The sequence below is a fragment of the Thalassospira tepidiphila MCCC 1A03514 genome, assembly GCF_001662875.1.
In the GTDB taxonomy this organism is placed as follows: domain Bacteria; phylum Pseudomonadota; class Alphaproteobacteria; order Rhodospirillales; family Thalassospiraceae; genus Thalassospira; species Thalassospira tepidiphila.
Map to the genome: position 1 here is coordinate 59,717 of NZ_JPVZ01000002.1, position 22,874 is coordinate 82,590.

A 22,874-nucleotide genomic window follows, 5' to 3' on the forward strand; every position below is an offset into this window, starting at 1 on the left:
TTTTCAGCCTTGCATTAAAGCGCAGTCACACATCGATTACGATGCGGAGGCCTGCAGAATTTCCGGCGCGACAGGCATACCCGGCCGAACCTTCATGATGCCATTGACGATCACCAGATCACCTTCGTTCAGCCCCGACGTCACAATGCGCATGCCATTGATCTCAGACCCCAGCGTTACCTGACGATAGGCAACCGTATTGTCGGGTTCGACAACATAGACAAACTTGCGGTCCTGATCGGTGCTGACAGCTTCTGGCGAGACCATGATGACGTTGCTTTTGGCCAATGTACCAACCTCAAGGCTGGCAAAGGTGCCGGGCAGAAGACTGCCATCAAGGTTATCAAACAGCGCACGGGTCCGGATGGTGCCGGTCCGCGGATCAATACGGTTGTCAAAGCTGTGCACGTGACCGGACACATGACGACCATTCGACAGCGTCATATTGACCGGAATGGTTTGGGCAGCAGCATCGACTTTGCCGCTGTCGCCAAGACTTGCAAAGAAGGTTTGCTCATCCAGGTCGAAGTCGGCATAGATTTTACCGGTTGAGACAATCGTTGTCAGGACCGGGGCATTGGGGCCGGCATTGACCTGGTTGCCAACCGTCAGCTCAACCCGGCTGACACGGCCATTGATCGGTGCTTTGACATAGGCGTGATCAAGCTGGATTTCGGCCAGTTCAAGTTTCGCCCTGGCGCGGCTGACGTCACTTTGGGCAACCTGATGGGTGCTGAGACGTTCGTCATAGACGCGCTTGGAAACCGTGCCGTTGGAAACGAGTTTCTCGGCCCGTTCCTTTTCCTTTTTCGCCAGCGACAGGTTTTGCTGGGCGGCGGCCAGTTCGGCGCGGGCTTCGTCGACCGCGGCCTGATAGCTGCGCGGGTCAATCACGGCAAGGATATCGCCCTCGTTGACCAATTCACCGTCTTCAAAAAGGATTTCGACAATCGCACCACTGACTTGCGGGCGCAGCTGGACTTCCTCGACCGCACTCAGACGGCCGGAAAAGTTGCTCCAGAGGCGGACAGATTGCGTTTTGACACCCGATACGGTGACCGGGGTTGCCGGAGGGGCTGCTTGTTCGGTTTGAACCGCGACCTCATCAGCGGCGGATCCGGTGATATGCAGACCATATCCACCGGCGGCAGCAACCAGCGCCAAGGCGGCAGCTGGCAGCAAAATTTTGCGTTTTGATCGAGACTGCATCATTCCATCTTCCAAATAGGTTACGCCGCGCACAGGCAGCACGTTTGGAAGAAAAATGGATACCGATCGGTATGTTTGCAAGTGAATTTAGAGAAAAAAGTGAACTATTTTCTCTGGACAACGAAGTTTTCAGGGGATTCAGGCGGCTGTTTCCGCGTCTATATCCCTGTATTTGCATTGCAAATTAAGGATTCGACAGATGCCGTTACGAATGTCAGACCGAACGGTATCAAGATCATTGAAAACCTGGCCATAGGTCAGCAAACCGTGAACATACTGGAAAATCAATCGCGCCAAAGTTGTGGCATCACCATCTTCACCCAGCATGCCCTCGCCCTTCAGGCCGCGCACCATGGACGCCAGATATTTGATCTGTTCTTCGGCAAGTTCGCGTGAACAGGCCTGGATCGGCTCATCTTCCGGCCCGACCTGCCCACCGGCGGTGAAGATCGGGCAAACACAGACTTCGTTTTCCCCGGGAACGGCATAGCGTTCCTGCTTGTTGCAAATGAGCTCGATATAGCTGTTAAGCTGTTCAAGCGGCGGGACATCCGGGGAAAAGATGGCGCGAAGCTCGTCCTTGCCCTTTTCCCAATGATGGCGGGCGGCTGCTGCAAACAACTCTGCCTTGCTGTCAAAGTGATGATAGAACGCACCCTTTGTTACCCCGGCATGCTTGCATACATCACTGACGCCAACGTCGTGGTAACTGCGCGTTGCCAATAGCTCCATCGCCGTTTCAAGCAGCTTGATCCGGGTTTCTGTGGCGTTCCTCATAACATTAACCTGTTTTGTTTATATGTCTCAGATATACATACCGGTTGGTATTTTTCAAGGAATACACCGGCAATATTTTGATCCCATCATATAATAATGGCAGCAGAATGACAGGATTTCCCCTTGATTTCCGTGATCTAGCGCAAATCACGCTGCATCGTCTTTTTCGCCAATAAGGCGGTATGTTTTCTCAATGACGCGCATGAGCAAAGGCCATTGATTGAAAATAAAAGAAGGGCGCCCGTTACAGGCGCCCTTCCAGTTTTTAAAAACAAGGTCTTCCGACCCGCCAGACATCAGGCCCCGATAAGGGCCCTGATCTGGCGGTTGACCACCGTGATCATGGCAAGATCGATCTGACCGGCCGAACGCAGTTCATTGATCAAATCATCACAACGTGCACAGCCACGCTGACGATCTTGCACCCAGATATCGACAAGGTCGGAGCCGGACGAGCCTTTTTTGCCTGCAGCCAAAACCGAACGGGTCAGTTCGCGCTGATGTCCGAACAGATCGTCGATCACTGCCGCACGTGCCAGTTTCTGCCAATGGGTATCGGCTTCGATCGACTCGGCGGCAGAGCGCATCAGGCCCAACTGGAAACGCGCACCGACTGCGAAATAGGTGGCCGACACTTCGATGACATCGCGACCGGTTGCCTCGGCGATACGAACCACGTCACAGATCGCCACCAACTGGGTCGCAGACGCCACACGCCAGGCGAGGTCGTCAGGGACACCTTGGGCAACCAGCGATTTGGCCTTTTGTTCCAGCGCCTTGCGTGCAGCAGCATCCTCGGGGACGATTTCATCAAAGCTTTCAATCACCTTGGAAACCGCCGGGCGGAACATCTCGATCTTTGCGCCGACATTAAGCTCCTCGCAATTGCGCAGGAACCACTGGGTAACATCGTTCACCATGCGGTTGATTTCGCGGAACATACTGGTCTGAAGTTTCGCCAGCACGACGTTATCAAGCGCTTCGATGCCTTCCCACATTTCGCGCAGCCCAAAGACAGACCGCGTGATCAGATAACCGCGCGACACATCAACTGCCGACATGCCGGTAGCTTCCATCATGTCATGGACGAACGTGCCGCCAACCCGATTGACCAGACTGTTGGTCGCCACGGTCGCAATGATTTCGCGTCTCAGACGATGGCTTGAAATCGCGTTTGCGTATTTCTTGCGAAGCGGTGTCGGGAAGTAGCGCACCAGTTCCTCGACCAGAACCGGATCGTCCGGCAGGTCGGATTCAAGGATTTCGTCATAAAGCCACAGCTTTGCATAAGGCATCAGAACCGAGACTTCCGGACGGGTCAGGCCTTCATGCGCGTTGGCACGACGGCTGAGTTCCTCGTCATCGGGAAGGTATTCAATCTCGCGGTTCAGGCGCCCTTCACGTTCGAGCATGCGGATCAAACGGACCTGTGCATCAAGGATATCGGCCTTTTCCGCATCAGCATTCGAGATGGCCTGGCTTTGCAGATAGTTATCGCGCAGCACCAGTTCGCCGACCTCGTCGGTCATGTCGACAAGCAGCTTGTTGCGTTGCTTTTCGGTCATGTCGCCGGCCGCAACCACTTCGCCCACGAGGATCTTGATATTGACCTCGTGGTCCGAGCAGTTAACACCCGCCGCGTTATCGATCGCATCGGTGTTAAGGCGGCCACCGGCATGGGCGTATTCGATACGGCCCCGCTGAGTCGCACCAAGGTTTGCCCCCTCGCCAATGACCTTTGCGTGGACTTCGCGACCATTGATGCGGATGGCATCGTTGGCACGGTCACCGGCATCAGCGTTGGTTTCAAGACTGGACTTGATATAGGTCCCGATCCCGCCAAACCACAAAAGCTCGACATCGGATTTCAGGATGGCCTTCATCATGTCAGCCGGGGTGACCTTGCCACTATCCAGTCCGAGGACTTTACGAACCTCGGGTGACGGATCAAGGGTCTTGGCCTTGCGATCAAAGATGTCGCCCCCCTTGGACAGGACCTTTTTGTCATAATCGGTCCAGCTTGAACGCGGCATGTCAAACAGGCGTTTGCGTTCAGCAAAGCTTTTGGCCGGGTCCGGATCCGGATCGACAAAGATGTGCATGTGGTTGAAGGCAGCAACGAGTTTGATCTGCTCTGACAGCAGCATGCCATTGCCAAACACGTCACCCGACATATCGCCGACACCGGCAACGGTAAACGGCGTGGTCTGGATATTCTTGCCCATTTCGCGGAAGTGACGTTTGACCGACTCCCACGCACCCCGGGCGGTAATGCCCATTTTCTTATGGTCATAGCCCTGTGAGCCGCCCGAAGCGAAGGCATCGTCAAGCCAGAAGCCGTAATCACGGGCGACGCCATTAGCGATGTCCGAGAAGGTCGCCGTGCCCTTATCAGCCGCAACAACCAGATAGGGATCATCATCATCGAGACGTACAACGCGTTTTGGCGGCACGATTTCACCGGCAACGATATTGTCGGTGATGTCGAGCATCCCGCTCATCAGTGTTTTGTAGCAGGCAATGCCTTCTTCGAGGAACGCTTCACGCGTGCCATCGACCGGCGGACGTTTAACGACAAAACCGCCCTTGGAGCCGACCGGGACGATAACCGCATTCTTGACCATCTGCGCTTTGACCAAACCGAGGATCTCGGTACGGAAATCTTCCTGACGGTCCGACCAGCGAATGCCGCCACGGGCCACCGGACCACCGCGCAAATGGACGGCCTCAACCCGCGGGGAATAGACAAAGATTTCACGCCACGGACGCGGCAGTGGCAAATCTTCGATCACGGCCGAGTTGAATTTGACCGACAGATAGGATTTCGGATTTCCATCCGCATCGTGCTGGAAGAAGTTGGTGCGAAGTGTCGACTGCACCAGATTGAGGAAGGCGCGCAAGATGCGGTCTTCATCCGGGTTCATCACGTCTTCGAGGCGGCTGATGATGTCAGCCTCAATCGCTGCGACCTCGTCACCCTTGGCCGGATCGCGATCCGGATCAAAGCGCGCAATAAACAGTGACACCAGGGCAGATGCCAGCGCCGGATTGTTGGCGAGCGTCTTGGCCATATAAGCCTGCGAGAAAGCCGATCCCGTCTGGCGGGTATAACGCGCATAGGCCCGCAGGATCACCACTTCGCGCCAATTCAGATTGCCCAGCAGCACAAGGCGGTTAAACGCATCGTTTTCAACTTCGCCATGCCAGATACGGACAAACAGCTCCTGGAACTTGTTGCGCACATCATGGAGGCTGAATTCGCCGTCGACCTCGACCCCGAAATCATGAATGCGAACATCAATCCCGACATCACGCGGACTGACCGTGAAGGGATTTTCGGTAATGACCTTGAGCCCCATGTTTTCCAGCATGGGCAAAACATCGGACAGTGGTACTGGCGCACCGGGATTGTAGATCTTGAAGCGCAGTTCATTCTCGGCGGCTTCGATCGGGCGATAAAGATTTACCCGCAGGTCATTGGCATTGATGACCTCCTCGATGCGTTCGATATCAAGCTCGGCGCTCTCGACCGTGAAGCGTTCACGATATTCCGTCGAGAAGCTTTCGCCATAGCGACGATGCAGCGCCAGACCACGTTCCTCACCCAGTTCACGCACAAGGACCTGACGCAGGGTATCGGACCAGTCACGTGCCACCTCGACCAGTTGGCGTTCGATATCGGCCACACTGTATTCGGGCAGCTCGCCGGGGTTGGTTTTGACCAACAGGTGCAAACGCGCAAGCGGGCTGTCGCCGATCAGGGTGTAGTGCGCCGTGACTTTGCCATCAAAGGCGTTTTCAATCACGGTCTGGAACTTCAGGCGCAGCTTGGTGGTAAAGCGATCGCGCGGGCAGAACAGCTGACAGGAGACAAACCGTTCAAACGCATCGCGGCGCACGAATAGCGCAATGCGTTGTCGTTCCTGCAGATGCAGGATTCCCATGCACGTATGATAAAGATCGTCCAGATCGACCTGGAACAGCTCATCACGCGGATAGGTTTCCAGAATATTGACCAGCGCCTTGCCATCATGACTTGCTGGCGGGAAACCGGCACGCTTGACGGTTTCTGCAAGCTTCATGCGCAGAAGCGGGATCAGACGTGGGGACAGGTTATAGGCGACCGAAGTAAACAGGCCGACAAACAGGTGCTGACCAACGACTTTGCCCTTGGCATCGAACTGTTTGACGACAATCGTATCAAGGTGCACTGGACGGTGAACCGTCGATTGTTTGTTGGCCTTGGTCACCATCAGAAGGTTCGGCTTGGCGACGAAATCCTGCACCTCGGCTGAAAGGTTGCCAATCTGGCGCAACTCATCAAAGACGTGGGTTCCTTCGCGCGACAGAATGCCGAGCTGATTTTTGACCTCGACATCCACCGGGCCCTTTTTGCCGGCATTTTTAAAGCTGTATTCCCGGTAACCAAGGAAGGTGAAGTGGTCATTGTGCAGCCATCCAAGGAAGTCCTGCACTTCGCGGCGGTCCTCGTCTGGCGCGCCTGCCTTGACATCGCCAATCTCATCAAGAACTTCGGTGACCTTTTTCAGCATCGGCTGCCAGTCGCGGACAGCAAGTGCGACGTCGGTCAGACTGTTTTCAAGTGCGTCATGGACCTTGGCCAGAACGTCCTTGTCGGTCTGCTCGTCGATTTCGACATGCATGACCGATTCACGCGGATCATTGGTTTCTTCAACGCTGGCAACACTTTGCAATTCACCCTTGTCATCACGCGCAATGCGCATGATCGGGTGGATGACAAGATGAACGGTCAGATCAAGTTCATGCAGGGCGGCTGTCACCGAGTCCACCAGGAACGGCATATCGGTATTGTTGATTTCGATCACCGTGTGATCAGACGTCCAGCCATGTTCTTCGAGATCGGGGTTATAGACCCTGATTTTGGCTGTGTCAGCCGAGGGGCGCTTTTGCGCGAATTTGTAAAGTGTAAGTGCCGCGCCATAAAGCGAGTCGACCGAGCGACCCGCCATGTCGTCAGGCGGAACATCCTTATAAAAAAGGCGAACGAATGCTTCTGCACCCTTCGCCGTTTCACCAGACATTCGTTGATGGATCTTTTCGACAACCTTGTCGATGACTTCCCGCTTTGGGTCGCCGTTTCGGGCTTTCATGACCAATTTCCCTTTTTCCCGGCTCTGTTTACCAGAACCGAAACACCGATCTTTGCGACCGGTGTCACACACCACTGATTTGTCTCGTTATTTGGGAAGGAAAGCAGGAATTTCCACCATAGACCCACCTGGAAATCCCTTGTGTCCCTTCACGCTTACACATAACGGATCATCTGCCTAAAAACTATGCTTCTGCACAAAAAAAATTCATTTAACCAATAAGCTAGCCTTTGGTTGCCAGATCGTCGGTGGACATGAACTGTCACAGAATTTTGCACTTTTTTGCGGCGCAAAACCCGCTACACTTTGAAATACGCCCCGATTTGAGAATTTCTTCGCACTCGCACATGATCCGAAAGGAACCACGGCATGCTTGAAGGCAAAAAAGGGCTAATAGTCGGAATTGCCAATGAAATGTCCATCGCCTGGGGCTGTGCGCGCGTTTTCAAGCGCGAAGGTGCTGACATCGCAGTGACCTATTTGAACGACAAGGCCAAACGCTTTGTCGAACCATTGGCCAACCAAATCAATGCCCCGATCTTCGTACCACTTGATGTCCGCAATGAGGCACAGGCAGACGCGCTGTTCGCCGAAATCGAACAAAAGTGGGGAAAACTTGATTTCGTGCTGCATTCGATCGCCTTTGCACCGGCAGATGACCTGCACGGTCGGGTAACCGATTGTTCACGCGACGGATTTCTGGCGGCGATGGATATATCGTGCCATTCGTTTGCGAGGCTTGCCAAACGGGCAGAGCCATTGATGCAGGGTGGCGGTGCGCTTTTGACCGTGACCTATATGGGATCGGAGCGCGTGATTGATCACTATGGGGTCATGGGGCCGGTAAAGGCAGCCCTTGAAAGCACGACTCGCTATATGGCGGCCGAACTGGGCCCGAAAGGCATTCGCTGCCATGCAATTTCACCCGGACCGCTTTTAACCCGCGCGGCTTCGGGGATTGCCGAATTTCAACACCTGATGGACCAGGCCACAGACCGCGCGCCGTCCCGTCGCCTGGTGACAATTGATGAAATTGGTGAACTGGCCGCGTTTTTGGCCAGTGACCGGGCAAAATCATTGACCGGTGATGTGGTGCATATTGATGGTGGCTACAACATCATGGGCTGAACCACCAGCTAGCGTCGCTTGATCGCATCCTCGGCCTTGGGGGCGACGCGCTTGATCTGGCGCGCCAATGCCAGTTTGGCTTCGGCATCCGGGTCGGGTGCGGCGGCGGCAAAAAGATCGGGGACATCCCCACCATTGATTGCGATCATGCGGGCATCGGTTTCCGCCTGACTTTCAACCCGCCCATCGACCAGATGGCAAAGATCTAACCCGGCATCTTTCAGGGGAGGCGCAATCAGAAGCGTGCGATGGCAGTCCAGCGGGTCCCTTTCGGCACACATCAGGCAGATGCGATATTTTTCCGCCCCCGAAACCAGCCGTTCGATCCCCGATTTGAAATCAGGCTGATCTGCCATCAGGCCGTAATCAAGTTGTCCATCAGGATAAAGTTCAGGAACTTGCGGCTTTCCGCCCATCACATCGCCCATGAACACATAGGCAATACCGTTTTCGCGAAGGAACGGCCCGAAACTGTCAGAGTCGAATGCTGTCCAATAACTTGATCGTTTGAAGGTCCGAATATCTGCCACCGCCGTGATGCGGTGGGCCTTGAAAAGCGCAAGCAGGCTTTCACGGTCATGGCCAGCATAGCCGACTGTGTAGATCAGGCGCCCTGATGACGTGGATTTTGCATTATTCGGATCAGACATCACAGAAGCACACGACAATTCGCATTTGCTTGCAAGCGCGAAACAGTCGACAGCCTTGGCCCAAATGCAAAAAGACCGCCCCGAAGGACGGCCTTTTAAAACTTTCATCATGGAGCGGGCGAAGAGATTCGAACTCTCGACCCTAACCTTGGCAAGGTTATGCTCTACCCCTGAGCTACGCCCGCATCATCATGAAAGCGATGATATGTGAAACCGGTCTGATGGAGCGGGCGAAGAGATTCGAACTCTCGACCCTAACCTTGGCAAGGTTATGCTCTACCCCTGAGCTACGCCCGCATCATCATGAAAGCGATGATATGTGAAACCGGTCTGATGGAGCGGGCGAAGAGATTCGAACTCTCGACCCTAACCTTGGCAAGGTTATGCTCTACCCCTGAGCTACGCCCGCGTTCATCAGATTGTTTCTGCCCCTGTGGAGCGGCGCGGATAATAGCCCAACAAAGAGCGATTGCAACCCTTTTTTCTTTGAAATCGCGACATCAGGAATTTTGGCGGTTTTCCTTGACTTTAAGCGTCCCAATTGCCGAAATCCGACCCGATTTATGCAAATTTGCGTCCGGTTTTGAACTTGGTTATCTTTTGGCGCACAGCCACAAGGGAAAGAGCATGAGTGATCCATCAACCCCGCTTTTCGATCATCTGGCCAAATTGGGTATCGAAACGAAAACACATGAACACGAACCGTTGTTTACGGTTGAGGATTCGCAGGCACTGCGTGGTGAACTGCCGGGGCTTCATTCCAAGAACCTGTTTGTAAAAGACAAGAAGGGCGCATTGTGGCTGGTGGTTGCCGAGGAAGAGACCGAAATCCGCATGAACCACCTGCACAAGCGGCTGGGATGCGCGCGCCTGTCGTTTGGCAAGCCGGAGCTTCTGATCGAAACGCTTGGCATAAAACCGGGGTCCGTCACCCCCTTTGCATTGCTCAATGATCGGGACCGCAAGGTCAACTTGGCCCTTGATGCCAAGCTTGCCAACGGGGACCTGTTGAACTTTCACCCCTTGCGAAATGACCGCACCACGACAATTTCCTCGGCAGACCTACTAACCTTCATCGGCTCACTTGGTTATGAGGCGATGATCATTGATTTTGATGCCGAACCCGCCGCGGCCGATGATAAATGAACCACGGACATCTGAGGTAAGCCCTTAAATCTTCTTATATTCAAGTATAAGTGACACGCAATATCACATGGCTGCCTCTTGTCGTCCGGGCATGGCGGTATCATCTAGAATTCAGAATTAGCGAGTGAACAATAATGTCGATCATTCTTGATGCGAATGCGCCGGATGGCGCCACCACCCAAAATCAGAATTCTGACCTGATCAAGGACAGCAGTGTCGAAACCTTCGTCCAGGACGTTATCGAACCGTCGATGGAAGTGCCGGTGGTTGTCGATTTCTGGGCGCCATGGTGCGGTCCGTGCAAAAGCCTGACACCGGTGATCGAAAAAGTCACCCGTGAGGCTGGCGGGCGTGTGAAACTGGTCAAGGTCAATATTGACGAAAACCAGGAACTGGCGATGCAGCTTCGCATTCAGTCGGTACCGACCGTGTACGCATTCAAGGGCGGCCGCCCGGTCGATGGTTTTCAGGGTGCGCAGCCCGAAAGCGAAGTGCGCGCATTCTATGAAAAACTCGCCGGTGGTCCGATTGAAAGCCCGATCGAGGGACTGCTTGAACAGGCGAGTGCCGCACTTGCCGAGGAAAACTTTGAAGCAGCCCATGGTCTTTATGTCAGCGTGCTTGAACGCGAACAGGACAACGAAACCGCAATTGGCGGCATGATCCGTTGCATGGTGGGCATGGATGAAGTTGAAGAAGCCCGCCACTTCGTTGACAACATGTCCGATATTGATCGCCTGAAGGCACCGATTGCAGCCGCGATCAGCGCGCTTGAACTGGCCGAGACCGGGGTTTCGGGTGAAGACCTTGAAGTCGCACGCGCCAAGGCGGAAGCCAACCCGAACGACCCGCAGGCGCTTTATGATTACGGCATGGCCTGTTTTGCCAAGAACAAGCGTGAAGAAGCGGTCAACGCCATGATCACCATCATTCGCACCAACCGCGAATGGAACGAGGACGCAGGACGCACCCAGCTCCTGAAGTTTTTTGAAGCCTGGGGTCCGATGGACCCTGCCAGCGTCGCCGGACGCCGTGCATTATCGACGGTATTGTTCTCATGAGCATATGCGGCCCCTTTGATCCTGAACTTTCGGACCTTCCGGAAACCATGCCGGTGTTCCCGCTAAGCGGTGCACTTTTACTGCCGCGCGGGCATTTGCCGCTCAATATCTTTGAGCCGCGCTACATGAATATGATCACGGATGCGCTTGGACAGGACCGGATGATCGGGATGATTCAACCCCGGCCGGATCAGCGTAACGCCTATTTCATGGACCCGGATCGCCCGGAGATCTTTTCGACAGGATGTGCGGGCCGCATTACCGCCTTTAGCGAAACCGACGATGGACGTTTTCTGATCACGCTCACGGGTGTCTGCCGATTTACGGTGATCGAGGAATTGCCCGAAAATTCCGGCGGATATCGCCGGGTACGCGGCGATTTCGCGCCGTGGAAGAAGGATCTGACCACACCCAAGGATGACGATACGCCGATCAATCGTGATCGCCTGCGCATGGCGCTTGACGCCTATTTCGCGCAACATTCGCTGCAATCATGCTGGGACACACTGGCAGATAGTGATGATGAAATGCTGATCACCACCATCTCCATGGGCTGTCGCCTCAGTCCGCTTGAAAAACAGGCTTTGCTCGAATGCACAACGCTGTATGATCGCGGTGATATGCTAACGTCGTTGCTTGAAATGGCGGTCCATGCCGATCCCAAGCACGCGCACAGTAATGCCAACTGAACATACTTGCCGCCGCACACGGCAAATCCAACCCGAAAGCTGAATTGATGACCGCGACCCATAGCCCGGTAGACCCGAAACTTCTTGAAATCCTAGTCTGTCCGGTGACCAAACAGGCGTTGGAATATGATCGTGAAAATAACGAACTGATCAGCCCGAAGGCTGGTCTTGCCTATCCGATCCGCGACGGCATTCCGATCATGCTGCCCGACGAAGCCCGTGCCATCGAAGACTAAGGCAAAGGTTGCCTGCCACCATGCCCAGCGACGGTTTTACGCCTGCTTTCACCCCGGTTGAAATCAACTATTTGCGTGATGACCGCATTCTGGAAATCATCTGGGATGACGGTGTTCAAACACGCGTTGGCGCCGAGCTGCTTCGGGTGGAAAGCCCGTCCGCCGAAGTTCAAGGCCATCATCCATCAGAAAAGAAGATCATCGCCGGCCGCCGGCATGTCGGCATCATCGATATTGTGCCGGTCGGGAACTATGCCGTGCGCATTACCTTCGACGATTTGCACGATAGCGGCCTGTTTAGCTGGCAATATCTGCGCGAACTGCACGACAATCAGGACAAGCTCTGGAACGACTATCTCGCCGCACTCAAAGCACGCGGCCTGTCACGCGACCCCGCCAAGCGCTAATCCCCCTTCTTTCTAAAAGTCCCAAAACAAAAACGGCCCTGCCAAAGACAGGACCGCTTTTAGTGTCTTGCTGTCCGGGCAGGTTATCCTCGGACGCACGCTTTCTTAGAAGCGATAGCCAATACCGAGACCGAAGACCCACGGGTCAAGATGGGCTTTGGAGGTGTTCGCACCGTTATTGATGCTGACATCGGTATCAAGGAAAATCTTCTTGACGTCGAGGTTGACAGACCACGGACCAGAAATCGCATAGTCAAAACCAGCTTGGAAAGCGTAGCCAAAGCCGTCGTCATATTTGACAGAATTGAACTGGCCCGGCTTGGAGTCATAGAAGAAGGTGTAGTTGATACCTGCACCAACATACGGGCTCCAGCGGCTTTCCGGCATAAAGTGATACTGCAGGGTCAGTGTCGGCGGCAGAAGACGCACAGAACCAGCATCAAGGCTCGGGTTCGACCAATCCAGATCATGCTGCGTGGTTGCTGCGATCAGTTCGAGCGCGATGTTGTCAGTCAGGAAGTAGGAAAAATCGACTTCCGGAACAACGTCGTTGCTAAGTTGGCCTTCGCCAGAACCAATCGTGTCATCATAGGTATCTTCGTCCGGCACCATAGCAATGGCACGGGCACGAACAACGATGTCGCCAGCCTGTTTGGTTTTGAATTCGGCGGTCTGTGCGGAAGCCGGATTGGCAGCAACAAACGAAGCGGCCATCATGCCACCCAACAATGCGGCACCAAGGAGTTTGGATTTGAATGACATTATCTGTCCCCTGTTAGTTTGATCAACTCGACGGGGACATTGCGCCTTTCTGTTTGCTGACTTGTTGACACAAATCAACACTCACCCACAAAAAACGACATGTTTTTGAATGGTTTTAAATGACCTTTGATCATCTATCGTGATTTTTCGACCGGAAGATCTGGCTACAGTTCCCGGTTGCAGCAAAAGGCGATCCGGTTACAGCGGCTTGCCCTGCATCAGTTTTGGCAAGGTACCGGCATAGCCCATCGCATGCGACATGAAGGTCTTTTTTAGGGGCGGGATTTTCTCGACAATCGCCAGTCCGATATCACGCGCCCAACGGATGGGCGCGATGTCATTGGAGAACAGGCGCGTGGTGATATCGGTTACCGCCAGCATCACCGTGTTGTCGAAACGGCGCCATTGTTCATATTCTGCCAGCACATCGGCACTGCCGATATCACGACCAAGACGACGGGCATTGACCAGAATTTCTGCCAGAACCGCAACATCGCGGATCCCCATATTCAGCCCCTGACCGGCAATCGGATGCATGCCGTGCGCCGCATCACCAATCAACGCCAAGCGATCCTGGGTGTAGTGATAGGCGTGCTGCAGCCCAAGCGGATAGCAGAAGCGTGGCCCGATAACTTCAAGATCACCGAGGTAGCCGTCAAACCTGCGATGCAATTCATCGAGGAAGGTCTGATCATCAAGATTGACCAGATAATTGGCCTGATCCGTGGCCTCGGTCCAGACAATCGAGCAACGGTTATCGGTCATCGGCAGGATTGCAAACGGGCCTGCCGGCAGGAAATGCTCGACCGCCAGCCCTTTGTGGGGCTGCTGGTGCTTGACAGTGCAAACCACCGCGCTTTGCTTATAGCTCCAGTTATAGGTCTTGATGCCCGCCCATTCGCGCAACATGGATTTGCGCCCTTCTGCCCCGATGGCAAGTGGTGCGCGCACGACTTGCCCACCGGCCAGCGTAATGGTCATAGCACCCTGATCACGTGCAATTGTTTCGACCTTGGCCGGTGCAATCATTTTGACCAGATCGTTTTTTTCAATCGCACGATAAAGCGCACTGCGCGTGACAAGGTTTTCGACGATATAACCAAGCGGTTCGTCACCGACATCATGATGGTCGTAATGGAGGAAAAGCGGGCTTTGACCATCGGCAATGCGGATATCAAGGATCGGCTCCGCGCCATCGGCCATGTTTTCCCAGGCACCGATCACTTCCAAAACCGATTTGGAGGCAGCGGCAATCGCGCAGGTACGTCCATCGTAATTGGCCGTCAGGATGGTTTTGGGGTCTGCATAATCAATCACCACCGACTTGATGCCGCCATGGGCCAGCGCCAAGGCCATAGAGGCACCGTTCAAGCCGCCCCCAAGAATAATGACATCGGTTTGAAGTGGCTGCTGATCATGCATATCGCAATTTCCTGTGTCGTTTGGCCTTTGCCAGTGATGCCGGTTTACAGTGCAGCTCGGCATCCTGCGTTGACCTGACGCAATAGGGCGTCGTGAAAGCGTTGTTTGCACATCTTTACCCTGCCAGATACGCAGCCACAACCCGCACCGATCATCGACGCGCAGTTATCACACCTTTGCCAGCGCAACATCGGGGCAAAACCATCTTTGACAGCCGTGAATGCGCCATCGCCACCCGCCAAGACATATCACCCCTTGGTTGCGACAAGTCCCGCGGAACAAGAATGCGATTTGCCACAGAGCCTTGAGCTGTAAGCGCTTTTCAATTACGCGACAGGTTGATTAAAAAATATGCATATTTTTTGAACAGCCACAGATTTTGTGCAGATTTTAATCCGGTCATGACAGAACGAAGTCATAATTTCGTCGGATCGATTCATCATTTTTTTCAACAAAAACAGTAATTTACGATTTTTATTCTGAGTCTGGCACGATTCTTGGTTTGGAGACTGCGACTGCGAAATCGTGATTACCACGTTGGTACTCAACGGATATGCCGGGAGGTCGCATTATTATGAAACTTGTTACTGCTGTCATTAAGCCGTTCAAACTGGACGAAGTCCGTGAAGCGCTTAGCGCACTGGGCGTCCAGGGTTTGACGGTCACCGAAGTTAAAGGTTTTGGTCGCCAGAAAGGTCAGACCGAAATTTATCGTGGTGCTGAATACATGGTCAGCTTCCTGCCGAAGGTGAAGCTGGAAGTCGCCATCACGGATAATCTGGTTGATCAGGTTGTCGAAGCCATCACCAAAACTGCTCAAACCGGGAAAATCGGGGACGGTAAGATTTTCGTTCTTGATGTGAATCAGGCGGTTCGTATCCGTACTGGTGAAACCGGCGACGACGCCCTGTAAGTCCAGAGACAAGGGGAGACATTATGACTATTTCCATGAAGAAAACCGGCCTTGCTGCGGCTGCAGCTACCGCCCTTCTGGCAATCGCTTCTCCGGCTTTTGCTCAGGACGCAGGCGTTCCGGCTGAAACCCAGTTCATTCTCAACAGCTTTAGCTTCCTGTTCAGTGGCGCAATCGTCATGTTCATGGCGGCCGGCTTTGCTATGCTTGAGAGCGGCCTGGTTCGTACCAAAAACGTTACCACCATCCTGCTGAAGAACATTTCGCTCTTCGCAATCGCAGGCATCATGTACTACCTCATCGGTTACAACCTGATGTACATGGATGTATCTGGCTGGATCGGCTCGCTGAGCCTGTGGAGCGCAGATGACTCCGCTGCCCTTGGTGGCGACTTCTCTGGCGGTTATTCCGCAACGTCCGACTGGTTCTTCCAGATGGTCTTCGTTGCCACCGCAGCTTCGATCGTATCGGGTACTGTTGCCGAGCGTATCAAACTGTGGCCGTTCCTGATCTTCGTCGTTGTTCTGACTGGCGTTCTGTATCCGATCACCGGTGCATGGACCTGGGGCGGCGGCTGGCTGTCGGAAATGGGCTTCTCTGACTTTGCCGGCTCCACCATTGTTCACTCGGTCGGCGGCTGGGCTGCTCTGACCGGTGCTATCATCCTTGGTGCACGTAAAGGCAAATACGGCGAAGACGGTTCGGTTCACCCGATGCCGGGTTCGAACCTTCCGCTTGCAACGCTTGGTACCTTCGTCCTGTGGCTCGGCTGGTTCGGCTTCAACGGTGGTTCCCAGCTTGCTATGGGTACCGGTGCTGACGTCATCGCCATTGCCAACATCTATGGCAACACCACCATGGCAGCTGCCGGCGGTGTGGTTGCAGCAATGATCCTGACCCAGATCCTTTACAAAAAGGTCGACCTTACCATGGCACTTAACGGTGCACTGGCTGGTCTGGTTTCGATCACGGCTGCTCCGGACACCCCGACCATTGGCTCGGCGATCATCATCGGTGCAATCGGTGGTATCCTGGTTGTTGTTGCAGTTCCGCTGCTCGACAAACTGAAAATCGACGACGTTGTCGGTGCTGTTTCGGTTCACCTTGTTTGCGGTATCTGGGGCACGCTTGCTGTTCCGTTCACCAATGACGGTGCTTCCTTCGGCACGCAGATCACCGGTATCGTTGCAATGGGTGCCTTCACCATCGTTGCTTCGTCAATCGTATGGCTGGCTCTGAAGTTCACTGTTGGTATTCGCCTCTCCGAGGAAGAAGAAGCCAACGGTTCGGACGCGACCGAGCTTGGTCTGGAAGCCTATCCGGAATTCGGTAAGGGTTCCCAGCGCTTCTAAGCAAGACTTTCTGACAGGTGCCGTGTTCGCACGGCACTTGATCGATCAGATCAAAAGCCCGTCCGGGGAAACCCGGGCGGGCTTTTTTTGTTCCATGCTGCCTTTTTGGGCAGCGTTTTGATCACTTGGAAGGCAAAGGCGTTTTTTGCTCCTAAAACCGAATGCCTCACCCCGACAGTCAAATACCGAGCAACAGCCTTGGCATTTTACGCTTTGCTGCCCGGTTTTGTGGCATTGGCACGAAAATTGATCTTGGCTGCCCCGAACCAGAGTCCGGCTGCCCCGACAAGACCGGACCGAGAGGAAACGCTATTTGAAAAGGGGACGCCTTATGGGGGCCTTCCAGACTGCCTCGGACGTATTTTTCGTCCTGATGGGCGCTATTATGGTGCTCGCAATGCATGCCGGTTTTGCCTTTCTTGAAGTCGGCACGGTTCGCAAAAAGAACCAGGTTAACGCACTGGTTAAGATCATTGTTGATTTCGCTGTTTCGACCATTGCCTATTTCTTTGTCGGCTACAGCATCGCATATGGCGTTGATTTCTTTGCCAATGCTGGTGTTCTGAGCGGTCAGATCAGCCCCGAAAACAGCCCGTCCTTTGCTGATAGCGGTTATGATCTGGTCAAATTCTTCTTCCTTTTGACGTTTGCAGCAGCGATCCCGGCCATTATTTCTGGCGGTATTGCAGAACGCGCGCGTTTCTATCCGCAGTTATTCGCCACCGCCATTCTGGTGGGGGTTTGCTATCCCCTGTTTGAAGGCATGGCCTGGAACAACAACTTTGGTTTCCAGGACATGATCGAAGCCACTTTTGGCGCACCGTTCCATGATTTTGCCGGTTCCATCGTCGTTCATGCCGTTGGCGGATGGATCGCCCTTGGCGCTGTGATCAATCTCGGCGTTCGTCGCGGGCGATACACCAAAACCGGCGGCCTCGTCGGTATTCCGCCGTCAAACATTCCCTTCCTGGCTTTGGGGTCCTGGGTTCTTTGTGTTGGCTGGTTTGGCTTTAACGTCATGTCCGCACAATCAATAAGCGGCATCACCGGACTGGTTGCGGTTAACTCGCTGATGGCGATGGTCGGCGGCATTCTGACGGCATTGATTGCCGGTCGAAATGATCCCGGGTTTGTCCATAACGGCGCACTTGCCGGACTTGTTGCCGTTTGCGCCGGGTCAGATGTCATGCATCCGTTGGGTGCACTTGTGACCGGCGGTCTTGCCGGTGCGCTGTTTGTCTGGGGCTTCAATCAGTGTCAGGCAAAATGGAAAATTGACGATGTTCTCGGCGTTTGGCCGCTGCACGGCATGTGCGGCCTTCTGGGCGGAATTGCCTGTGGCATCTTTGGCCTTGAGGCCCTTGGCGGCATGGGCGGTGTTTCGTTCAGCGCACAGCTGGCAGGATCGCTGATTGGTGTCGTTTTTGCGACCGTGGTCGGCTTTGTTGTCTATGGCGCCCTAAAAGCCACCATTGGCATCCGTCTGTCCGAAGAAGCCGAGTTTGATGGTGCGGATATCTCGATCCACAACATCGGCGCATATCCCGAGGATGATCTCCGCGCGAGCTAGGCTGCGCGACCCGCCACAGAGTTAATACTCTTTAAAGCCCGGAAAGCGCGTCTTTCCGGGCTTTTTGCGTTGGCTTACCCGTGCTCTTAAATGTTTCTTTGCACTTTTGGCATAGGGGTAAAGTCAGGGGATTTTACCCATCTTCCGAATAACGGGACCGCGAACGGCGGACCACAGATCATGCTGGATTGACGACGACCATGTTTAACGCGCGCCTGGATCAATTGCCTGCCTATCCGTTTCCGCGATTGGCAACCCTGCTTGACGGGATCGAACCCGGTCAGCCGCCGCTTGTAATGTCGATCGGCGAGCCACAGCATGAACCGCCCGCCATGATCACCGAGGCAATGGTCAAACATGCCAGCCTTTGGCACAAATACCCGCCAGGTGCCGGCACGCCGGAGCTGCGCGACGCCATCAAAAACTGGCTTGATCGCCGCTATAACCTGCCCAAAGGCATGATCGACCGTGATGATCACGTCCTGCCGGTCGCAGGCACGCGCGAGGCACTTTATCTGATTGCCACCACCGTCATTCCACAGGATCAACCGGGTCCCAAACCAAAGGTCTTGCTGCCCAACCCGTTCTATCAGGTCTATTGCGGGGCGGCGGTGCTGAATGATGCCGAAATGGTGCCGCTGGCGGCGGGGCCGGAAAACGGGTTCCTGCCCGACCTTGATCAGATTGATGCCAAGGATCTTGATGCCTGCGCGCTGTTCTTCCTTTGCTCGCCGGCCAATCCGCAAGGGGCGATTGCATCGCGTGCGTACCTCGAACAGATCATTTCACTGGCGCGCAAGCATGACTTCGTGCTGGCGATGGATGAATGCTATGCCGATATCTATGACAGCACCGCACCGACCGGCGCGCTTGAAATCTGTGCGGCACAGGGTGGAAACATGGACAACATCCTTGTCTTCCACAGTCTTTCGAAACGGTCCAGCGCGCCGGGCCTGCGTTCAGGCTTCGTTGCCGGTGATGCAAAGATCGTCAAACGCTTTACCGCACTGCGCAGCTATTGCTCGGCCACCATTCCGATGCCAGTCATGGCCGCATCCACCGCTCTTTGGAACGATGATGCCCATGCGGAGGCCAACCGGGATATCTATCGCGCCAAAATCGACATCGCCGAGGAAGTCTTTGGCAACCGGTTTGGATTTTATCGCCCGCCCGGCGGATTTTTCCTGTGGCTTGATGTCGGCGATGATGAAGCCGCCACCCGGAAAATCTGGAAAGAATCCGGGGTCAAGGTCATTCCAGGCAGTTACCTGTCATTGACCGATGCAAATGGCAACAATCCGGGCAAACGGTTCATCCGCATTGCCCTTGTGCATGATCTTGAAACCACGCGGGAAGGACTGACCCGCATCGCGAAGGCATTGGAAAGCTAAACCGATACTTCGCCCGACCAGAACAGCAGGACTTAACCAGAACGGATACCCAGATGAGCAGCCAGTCAAACACTCTTGGAACCGCTTTCATGCCCGGCAGTCTCGTGACACTGCTCAAGCGCAGTGGCTTGCGGTTTTGCGGCCTTGGGCTGGTATTGCTGGCCATAGCCCTGTTCATCATGCTGATTGGTTTTCATCCGGGTGACCCATCGTTTAACCACGCAACCGACCGCACGACGGTTTTTAATCCGTTGGGGATCGTCGGGGCTTATGGCGCGGATTTGATGCTGCGTACCCTTGGTCTGGCATCCGCACTGATTACCGTTTTGCTTGTCGCATGGGGCCTGCGCCTGATTGCAGTCAAACCGTTCCGCTGGATGTGGGCACGTTTCCTTGTTTTACCGCTGGCACTGCTTCTTGTCGCGGTTTCGGCAGCCGCCATTCAGCCGGGTATGCATTGGCCGCTGACGGTTGGTCTGGGTGGCTTCGCCGGTGACTTGCTGCTGGGCAAGCTTCAGGCCGGTTTTGCGATGATTGGGGTTCCCGGCGCACGGGCGCTGATCGCATTGGCATCCATGATGCTTGGTCTGGCACTGACGATCTTTTGCATGGCCTATTCGCTGTCTGAATGGGGACGGTTGGGTACGGCCCTGTCCTTTGCCGGTGGCAAGGTGATTGCGGGCATTCGTGCCATTATTCCGACCGGCAGCAACGATGAGCCGCTTGCCAAGCGTGCCCCGGGTTCGCGTCAGGAACCGTCGATGGACAAAGGCAAGTCCAAGCTTGGCACGGCCATTTCAACCCGGAAATCCGAACCGGATGTCGACCCGGACGATTATGACGGGTTTGACGACGATGACGATCACGAACCGCCGGTTCATATTGTCGCGGCCCCGGCGGCCAAGCTGCAACCCAGCCAGAAGGCTGCAGCGCAGCGTCAGGCATCGTTTGATCTGGGCTCGGATGAGTATCGTTTCCCGCCGCTTGATTTGCTTGGTGAACCTGATCCGGCAGATGCCAACCAGATCGATCAGGAAGCCTTGGCGCAGAATGCCCGTTTGCTTGAAACCGTGCTTCAGGACTTTGGCGTAAAGGGCGAGATTGTTCAGGTCCGCCCGGGCCCGGTTGTCACCCTTTATGAGCTCGAGCCCGCGGCAGGTGTGAAATCATCGCGCGTGATTGGTTTGGCCGATGATATCGCGCGTTCCATGAGTGCGATTGCCGCCCGTGTTGCCGTGGTACCCGGACGCAACGTCATCGGGATCGAACTGCCAAACTCGCGCCGCGAAACCGTGCATCTGCATGAAATCCTGGCATCGAGTGACTTTGAAAAGAACACCGGCAAACTCAATATGAGCCTTGGCAAGGATATCGGCGGCACGCCGGTGATTGCCGATCTGTCGAAAATGCCGCACTTGCTGATTGCCGGTACCACCGGTTCGGGTAAATCGGTGGGTGTGAACGCAATGATCCTGTCATTGCTCTATCGCCTGAAGCCCGAAGAATGCCGCTTCATCATGATCGACCCCAAGATGCTGGAACTGTCGATCTATGACGGCATTCCGCACCTTTTGACGCCGGTTGTGACCGACCCGCACAAGGCAGTTGTTGCCCTGAAATGGGCCGTGCGCGAGATGGAAGACCGTTATCGCGCCATGAGCCAGGTCGGCGTGCGTAACATTGCGGGCTATAACAAACGCATCAAGGAAGCCGCCGCCAAGGGCGAACAGCTGACCCGACGTGTACAGACCGGCTTTGATCCGGAAACCGGCAAACCGATCTTTGAAGATCAGGAACTCCCGATGGAGCCGCTGCCGTTTATCGTCATCATCGTCGACGAAATGGCCGATTTGATGCTGGTTGCCGGCAAGGATGTTGAGGCATCCATCCAGCGATTGGCACAGATGGCCCGTGCGGCTGGTCTGCACCTGATCATGGCGACCCAGCGTCCGTCGGTGGACGTGATCACGGGTACGATCAAGGCCAACTTCCCGACGCGTATTTCCTATTCCGTGACATCAAAAATCGACTCGCGCACCATTCTGGGTGAAATGGGTGCCGAGCAACTTCTGGGTCAGGGGGATATGCTTTACATGGGTCAGGGCGGCCGTTTGCAGCGTGTCCATGGCCCGTTTGTTTCCGACGAAGAAGTCGAAAGTATCGTCAAACACCTGCGCGATCAGGGCGACCCGGCCTATCTTGAAACCGTTACCGAAGAACCCGAAGAAGACCCGGTCGCGGCCTATATGGCCGGTGGCAATGCAGGGGCTGGTGGCGGCGGATCAGATGATGATCTTTATAATCAGGCGGTTGGCATTGTCCTGCGTGAAAAGAAGGCATCTACCAGCTTCATCCAGCGCAAACTTTCAATCGGCTATAACCGCGCAGCCCGCATCATTGAGCAGATGGAAGAAAACGGCGTCGTTTCCGCCGCCAACCATGTCGGCAAGCGTGAAGTGCTGATGGAAAATATGGACGGCACGCCCTACGAGTACTAGGGCAGTGCGCTGTAAAACGGGCAAAGAAAAAGGCGGGCTGAAATTCAGCCCGCCTTTTAATTCATTGATCCGGTGAAGATCAGATCGACTGGTTGATCCAGTCGACAAGGGCGCTTTTCGGAAGTGCGCCGACTTTCATCGCAGCGACTTCACCACCCTTGAAGATCATCAGGGTCGGGATGCCACGAACACCGTATTTCGCCGGGGTGTTCGGGTTTTCATCGATATTCACCTTGGCGATCTTGAGCTTGCCGCCCAGTTCACCAGCGATTTCATCGAGATATGGGGCAATCTGTTTGCACGGACCGCACCACTCAGCCCAGAAATCGACCAAAACCGGGTCGTTGGAACCCAGAACGTCGGTATCGAACGAACCGTCGGAAACTTTAATCGTGGTCATACTTTCAGATCCTAGTTGTTACGAGGCAAGGCGGGCGAACCCGCAAACCTCGATCCGCTTTATGAGGCCAAGGTAGGCAGCACTGACGCAAACGTCAAGCGCATTGGGCGATCCGCGCGAAAGCGATCTTC

18 protein-coding genes and 3 tRNA genes are annotated in these 22,874 nt (G+C 54.7%); 11 read left to right on the forward strand and 10 right to left on the reverse strand.

Annotation, left to right across the window (positions count from 1 at the left end; translation table 11 throughout):
* Positions 1–36: 36 nt before the first annotated feature.
* The 3 genes from TH4_RS04260 to TH4_RS04270 form a co-directional block, all read right to left on the reverse strand.
* The gene (locus TH4_RS04260; RefSeq protein ID WP_245227734.1) at positions 37–1,212 is read right to left on the reverse strand and encodes an efflux RND transporter periplasmic adaptor subunit; all 1,176 of its coding nucleotides are present in this window, start codon (positions 1,210–1,212) and stop codon (positions 37–39) included.
* 135 nt (positions 1,213–1,347) lie between these two features.
* Positions 1,348–1,986, reverse strand: coding sequence for a TetR/AcrR family transcriptional regulator (locus tag TH4_RS04265; protein ID WP_064780075.1), 639 nt, complete (start codon positions 1,984–1,986; stop codon positions 1,348–1,350).
* 296 nt (positions 1,987–2,282) lie between these two features.
* Positions 2,283–7,118 (reverse strand): NAD-glutamate dehydrogenase, encoded by a 4,836-nt coding sequence (locus tag TH4_RS04270; RefSeq protein WP_064780076.1) that lies wholly within the window; start codon positions 7,116–7,118, stop codon positions 2,283–2,285.
* 369 nt (positions 7,119–7,487) lie between these two features.
* Here TH4_RS04270 and fabI point away from each other — a divergent pair, with 369 nt between their 5' ends.
* Entirely contained in the window at positions 7,488–8,246 is a 759-nt protein-coding gene (gene fabI / locus TH4_RS04275) for an enoyl-ACP reductase FabI (RefSeq protein WP_064780077.1), read from the forward strand.
* Positions 8,247–8,254: 8 nt separating this feature from the next.
* Here fabI and TH4_RS04280 read toward each other — a convergent pair whose 3' ends face one another.
* The 4 genes from TH4_RS04280 to TH4_RS04295 all read right to left on the reverse strand — a co-directional run bounded on the left by TH4_RS04280 (position 8,255) and on the right by TH4_RS04295 (position 9,305).
* Entirely contained in the window at positions 8,255–8,896 is a 642-nt protein-coding gene (locus tag TH4_RS04280) for a DUF488 domain-containing protein (protein WP_064780078.1), read from the reverse strand.
* Positions 8,897–9,006: 110 nt separating this feature from the next.
* Positions 9,007–9,081: transfer RNA gene (locus TH4_RS04285), tRNA-Gly, on the reverse strand.
* A gap of 37 nt (positions 9,082–9,118) precedes the next feature.
* Positions 9,119–9,193: transfer RNA gene (locus TH4_RS04290), tRNA-Gly, on the reverse strand.
* A 37-nt stretch (positions 9,194–9,230) separates the two neighbouring features.
* Positions 9,231–9,305 (reverse strand) — tRNA-Gly (locus TH4_RS04295).
* A gap of 218 nt (positions 9,306–9,523) precedes the next feature.
* Between TH4_RS04295 and TH4_RS04300 the strand changes: the two genes are divergently transcribed.
* The 5 genes from TH4_RS04300 (at position 9,524) to TH4_RS04320 (ending at position 12,435) form a co-directional block, all read left to right on the forward strand.
* Positions 9,524–10,042: a prolyl-tRNA synthetase associated domain-containing protein gene (locus TH4_RS04300; protein ID WP_064780079.1), complete on the forward strand. Its 519-nt coding sequence runs from the start codon at positions 9,524–9,526 to the stop codon at positions 10,040–10,042.
* Positions 10,043–10,176: 134 nt separating this feature from the next.
* Entirely contained in the window at positions 10,177–11,103 is a 927-nt protein-coding gene (gene trxA / locus TH4_RS04305; RefSeq protein ID WP_083996971.1) for a thioredoxin, read from the forward strand.
* The gene (locus TH4_RS04310) at positions 11,100–11,792 is read left to right on the forward strand and encodes an LON peptidase substrate-binding domain-containing protein (protein ID WP_063086610.1); all 693 of its coding nucleotides are present in this window, start codon (positions 11,100–11,102) and stop codon (positions 11,790–11,792) included. The genes trxA (TH4_RS04305) and TH4_RS04310 overlap by 4 nt, the downstream gene beginning before the upstream one ends.
* Before the next feature lie 47 nt (positions 11,793–11,839).
* Complete coding sequence (locus TH4_RS04315) at positions 11,840–12,028, forward strand: Trm112 family protein (RefSeq protein WP_008888548.1); 189 nt, start codon at positions 11,840–11,842, stop codon at positions 12,026–12,028.
* A gap of 20 nt (positions 12,029–12,048) precedes the next feature.
* Entirely contained in the window at positions 12,049–12,435 is a 387-nt protein-coding gene (locus TH4_RS04320) for a gamma-butyrobetaine hydroxylase family protein (RefSeq protein ID WP_064780080.1), read from the forward strand.
* A 105-nt stretch (positions 12,436–12,540) separates the two neighbouring features.
* On the opposite strand, the gene TH4_RS04325 is transcribed toward TH4_RS04320, so the two are convergent.
* Together TH4_RS04325 and ubiH are read right to left on the reverse strand one after the other, a co-directional pair.
* Positions 12,541–13,197 carry an OmpW/AlkL family protein gene (locus tag TH4_RS04325; protein ID WP_063086606.1) on the reverse strand — a complete coding sequence of 219 codons (657 nt, stop codon included), beginning with the start codon at positions 13,195–13,197 and terminating at the stop codon, positions 12,541–12,543.
* 198 nt (positions 13,198–13,395) lie between these two features.
* Complete coding sequence (gene ubiH / locus TH4_RS04330) at positions 13,396–14,619, reverse strand: 2-octaprenyl-6-methoxyphenyl hydroxylase (protein WP_064780081.1); 1,224 nt, start codon at positions 14,617–14,619, stop codon at positions 13,396–13,398.
* A 574-nt stretch (positions 14,620–15,193) separates the two neighbouring features.
* Here ubiH and glnK point away from each other — a divergent pair.
* From glnK to TH4_RS04355, 5 genes are all read left to right on the forward strand, one after another.
* Entirely contained in the window at positions 15,194–15,532 is a 339-nt protein-coding gene (gene glnK / locus TH4_RS04335; RefSeq protein WP_008888552.1) for a P-II family nitrogen regulator, read from the forward strand.
* A 23-nt stretch (positions 15,533–15,555) separates the two neighbouring features.
* The gene (gene amt / locus TH4_RS04340; protein ID WP_064780082.1) at positions 15,556–16,884 is read left to right on the forward strand and encodes an ammonium transporter; all 1,329 of its coding nucleotides are present in this window, start codon (positions 15,556–15,558) and stop codon (positions 16,882–16,884) included.
* A gap of 331 nt (positions 16,885–17,215) precedes the next feature.
* Complete coding sequence (locus TH4_RS04345; RefSeq protein ID WP_063086602.1) at positions 17,216–18,454, forward strand: ammonium transporter; 1,239 nt, start codon at positions 17,216–17,218, stop codon at positions 18,452–18,454.
* A gap of 200 nt (positions 18,455–18,654) precedes the next feature.
* Positions 18,655–19,845 carry an aminotransferase class I/II-fold pyridoxal phosphate-dependent enzyme gene (locus TH4_RS04350; protein WP_008888555.1) on the forward strand — a complete coding sequence of 397 codons (1,191 nt, stop codon included), beginning with the start codon at positions 18,655–18,657 and terminating at the stop codon, positions 19,843–19,845.
* Positions 19,846–19,898: 53 nt separating this feature from the next.
* On the forward strand, positions 19,899–22,343 hold the full coding sequence (locus TH4_RS04355) for a DNA translocase FtsK (RefSeq protein WP_063086600.1): 2,445 nt from the start codon (positions 19,899–19,901) through the stop codon (positions 22,341–22,343).
* A 79-nt stretch (positions 22,344–22,422) separates the two neighbouring features.
* Here the strand turns inward: TH4_RS04355 and trxA (TH4_RS04360) are convergent, their stop codons facing one another.
* On the reverse strand, positions 22,423–22,743 hold the full coding sequence (trxA, locus tag TH4_RS04360) for a thioredoxin TrxA (protein WP_008888557.1): 321 nt from the start codon (positions 22,741–22,743) through the stop codon (positions 22,423–22,425).
* Positions 22,744–22,874: the final 131 nt, after the last annotated feature.

Excerpts from the sequence above, each read along its gene's own strand:
- TH4_RS04260 (WP_245227734.1), bottom strand. The coding sequence starts at position 1,212 with ATGATGCAGTCTCGATCAAAACGCAAAATTTTGCTGCCAGCTGCCGCC.
- TH4_RS04265 (WP_064780075.1), bottom strand. The coding sequence starts at position 1,986 with ATGAGGAACGCCACAGAAACCCGGATCAAGCTGCTTGAAACGGCGATG.
- TH4_RS04270 (WP_064780076.1), bottom strand. The coding sequence starts at position 7,118 with ATGAAAGCCCGAAACGGCGACCCAAAGCGGGAAGTCATCGACAAGGTT.
- fabI (WP_064780077.1), top strand. The coding sequence starts at position 7,488 with ATGCTTGAAGGCAAAAAAGGGCTAATAGTCGGAATTGCCAATGAAATG.
- TH4_RS04280 (WP_064780078.1), bottom strand. The coding sequence starts at position 8,896 with ATGTCTGATCCGAATAATGCAAAATCCACGTCATCAGGGCGCCTGATC.
- TH4_RS04300 (WP_064780079.1), top strand. The coding sequence starts at position 9,524 with ATGAGTGATCCATCAACCCCGCTTTTCGATCATCTGGCCAAATTGGGT.
- trxA (WP_083996971.1), top strand. The coding sequence starts at position 10,177 with ATGTCGATCATTCTTGATGCGAATGCGCCGGATGGCGCCACCACCCAA.
- TH4_RS04310 (WP_063086610.1), top strand. The coding sequence starts at position 11,100 with ATGAGCATATGCGGCCCCTTTGATCCTGAACTTTCGGACCTTCCGGAA.
- TH4_RS04315 (WP_008888548.1), top strand. The coding sequence starts at position 11,840 with ATGACCGCGACCCATAGCCCGGTAGACCCGAAACTTCTTGAAATCCTA.
- TH4_RS04320 (WP_064780080.1), top strand. The coding sequence starts at position 12,049 with ATGCCCAGCGACGGTTTTACGCCTGCTTTCACCCCGGTTGAAATCAAC.
- TH4_RS04325 (WP_063086606.1), bottom strand. The coding sequence starts at position 13,197 with ATGTCATTCAAATCCAAACTCCTTGGTGCCGCATTGTTGGGTGGCATG.
- ubiH (WP_064780081.1), bottom strand. The coding sequence starts at position 14,619 with ATGCATGATCAGCAGCCACTTCAAACCGATGTCATTATTCTTGGGGGC.
- glnK (WP_008888552.1), top strand. The coding sequence starts at position 15,194 with ATGAAACTTGTTACTGCTGTCATTAAGCCGTTCAAACTGGACGAAGTC.
- amt (WP_064780082.1), top strand. The coding sequence starts at position 15,556 with ATGACTATTTCCATGAAGAAAACCGGCCTTGCTGCGGCTGCAGCTACC.
- TH4_RS04345 (WP_063086602.1), top strand. The coding sequence starts at position 17,216 with ATGGGGGCCTTCCAGACTGCCTCGGACGTATTTTTCGTCCTGATGGGC.
- TH4_RS04350 (WP_008888555.1), top strand. The coding sequence starts at position 18,655 with ATGTTTAACGCGCGCCTGGATCAATTGCCTGCCTATCCGTTTCCGCGA.
- TH4_RS04355 (WP_063086600.1), top strand. The coding sequence starts at position 19,899 with ATGAGCAGCCAGTCAAACACTCTTGGAACCGCTTTCATGCCCGGCAGT.
- trxA (WP_008888557.1), bottom strand. The coding sequence starts at position 22,743 with ATGACCACGATTAAAGTTTCCGACGGTTCGTTCGATACCGACGTTCTG.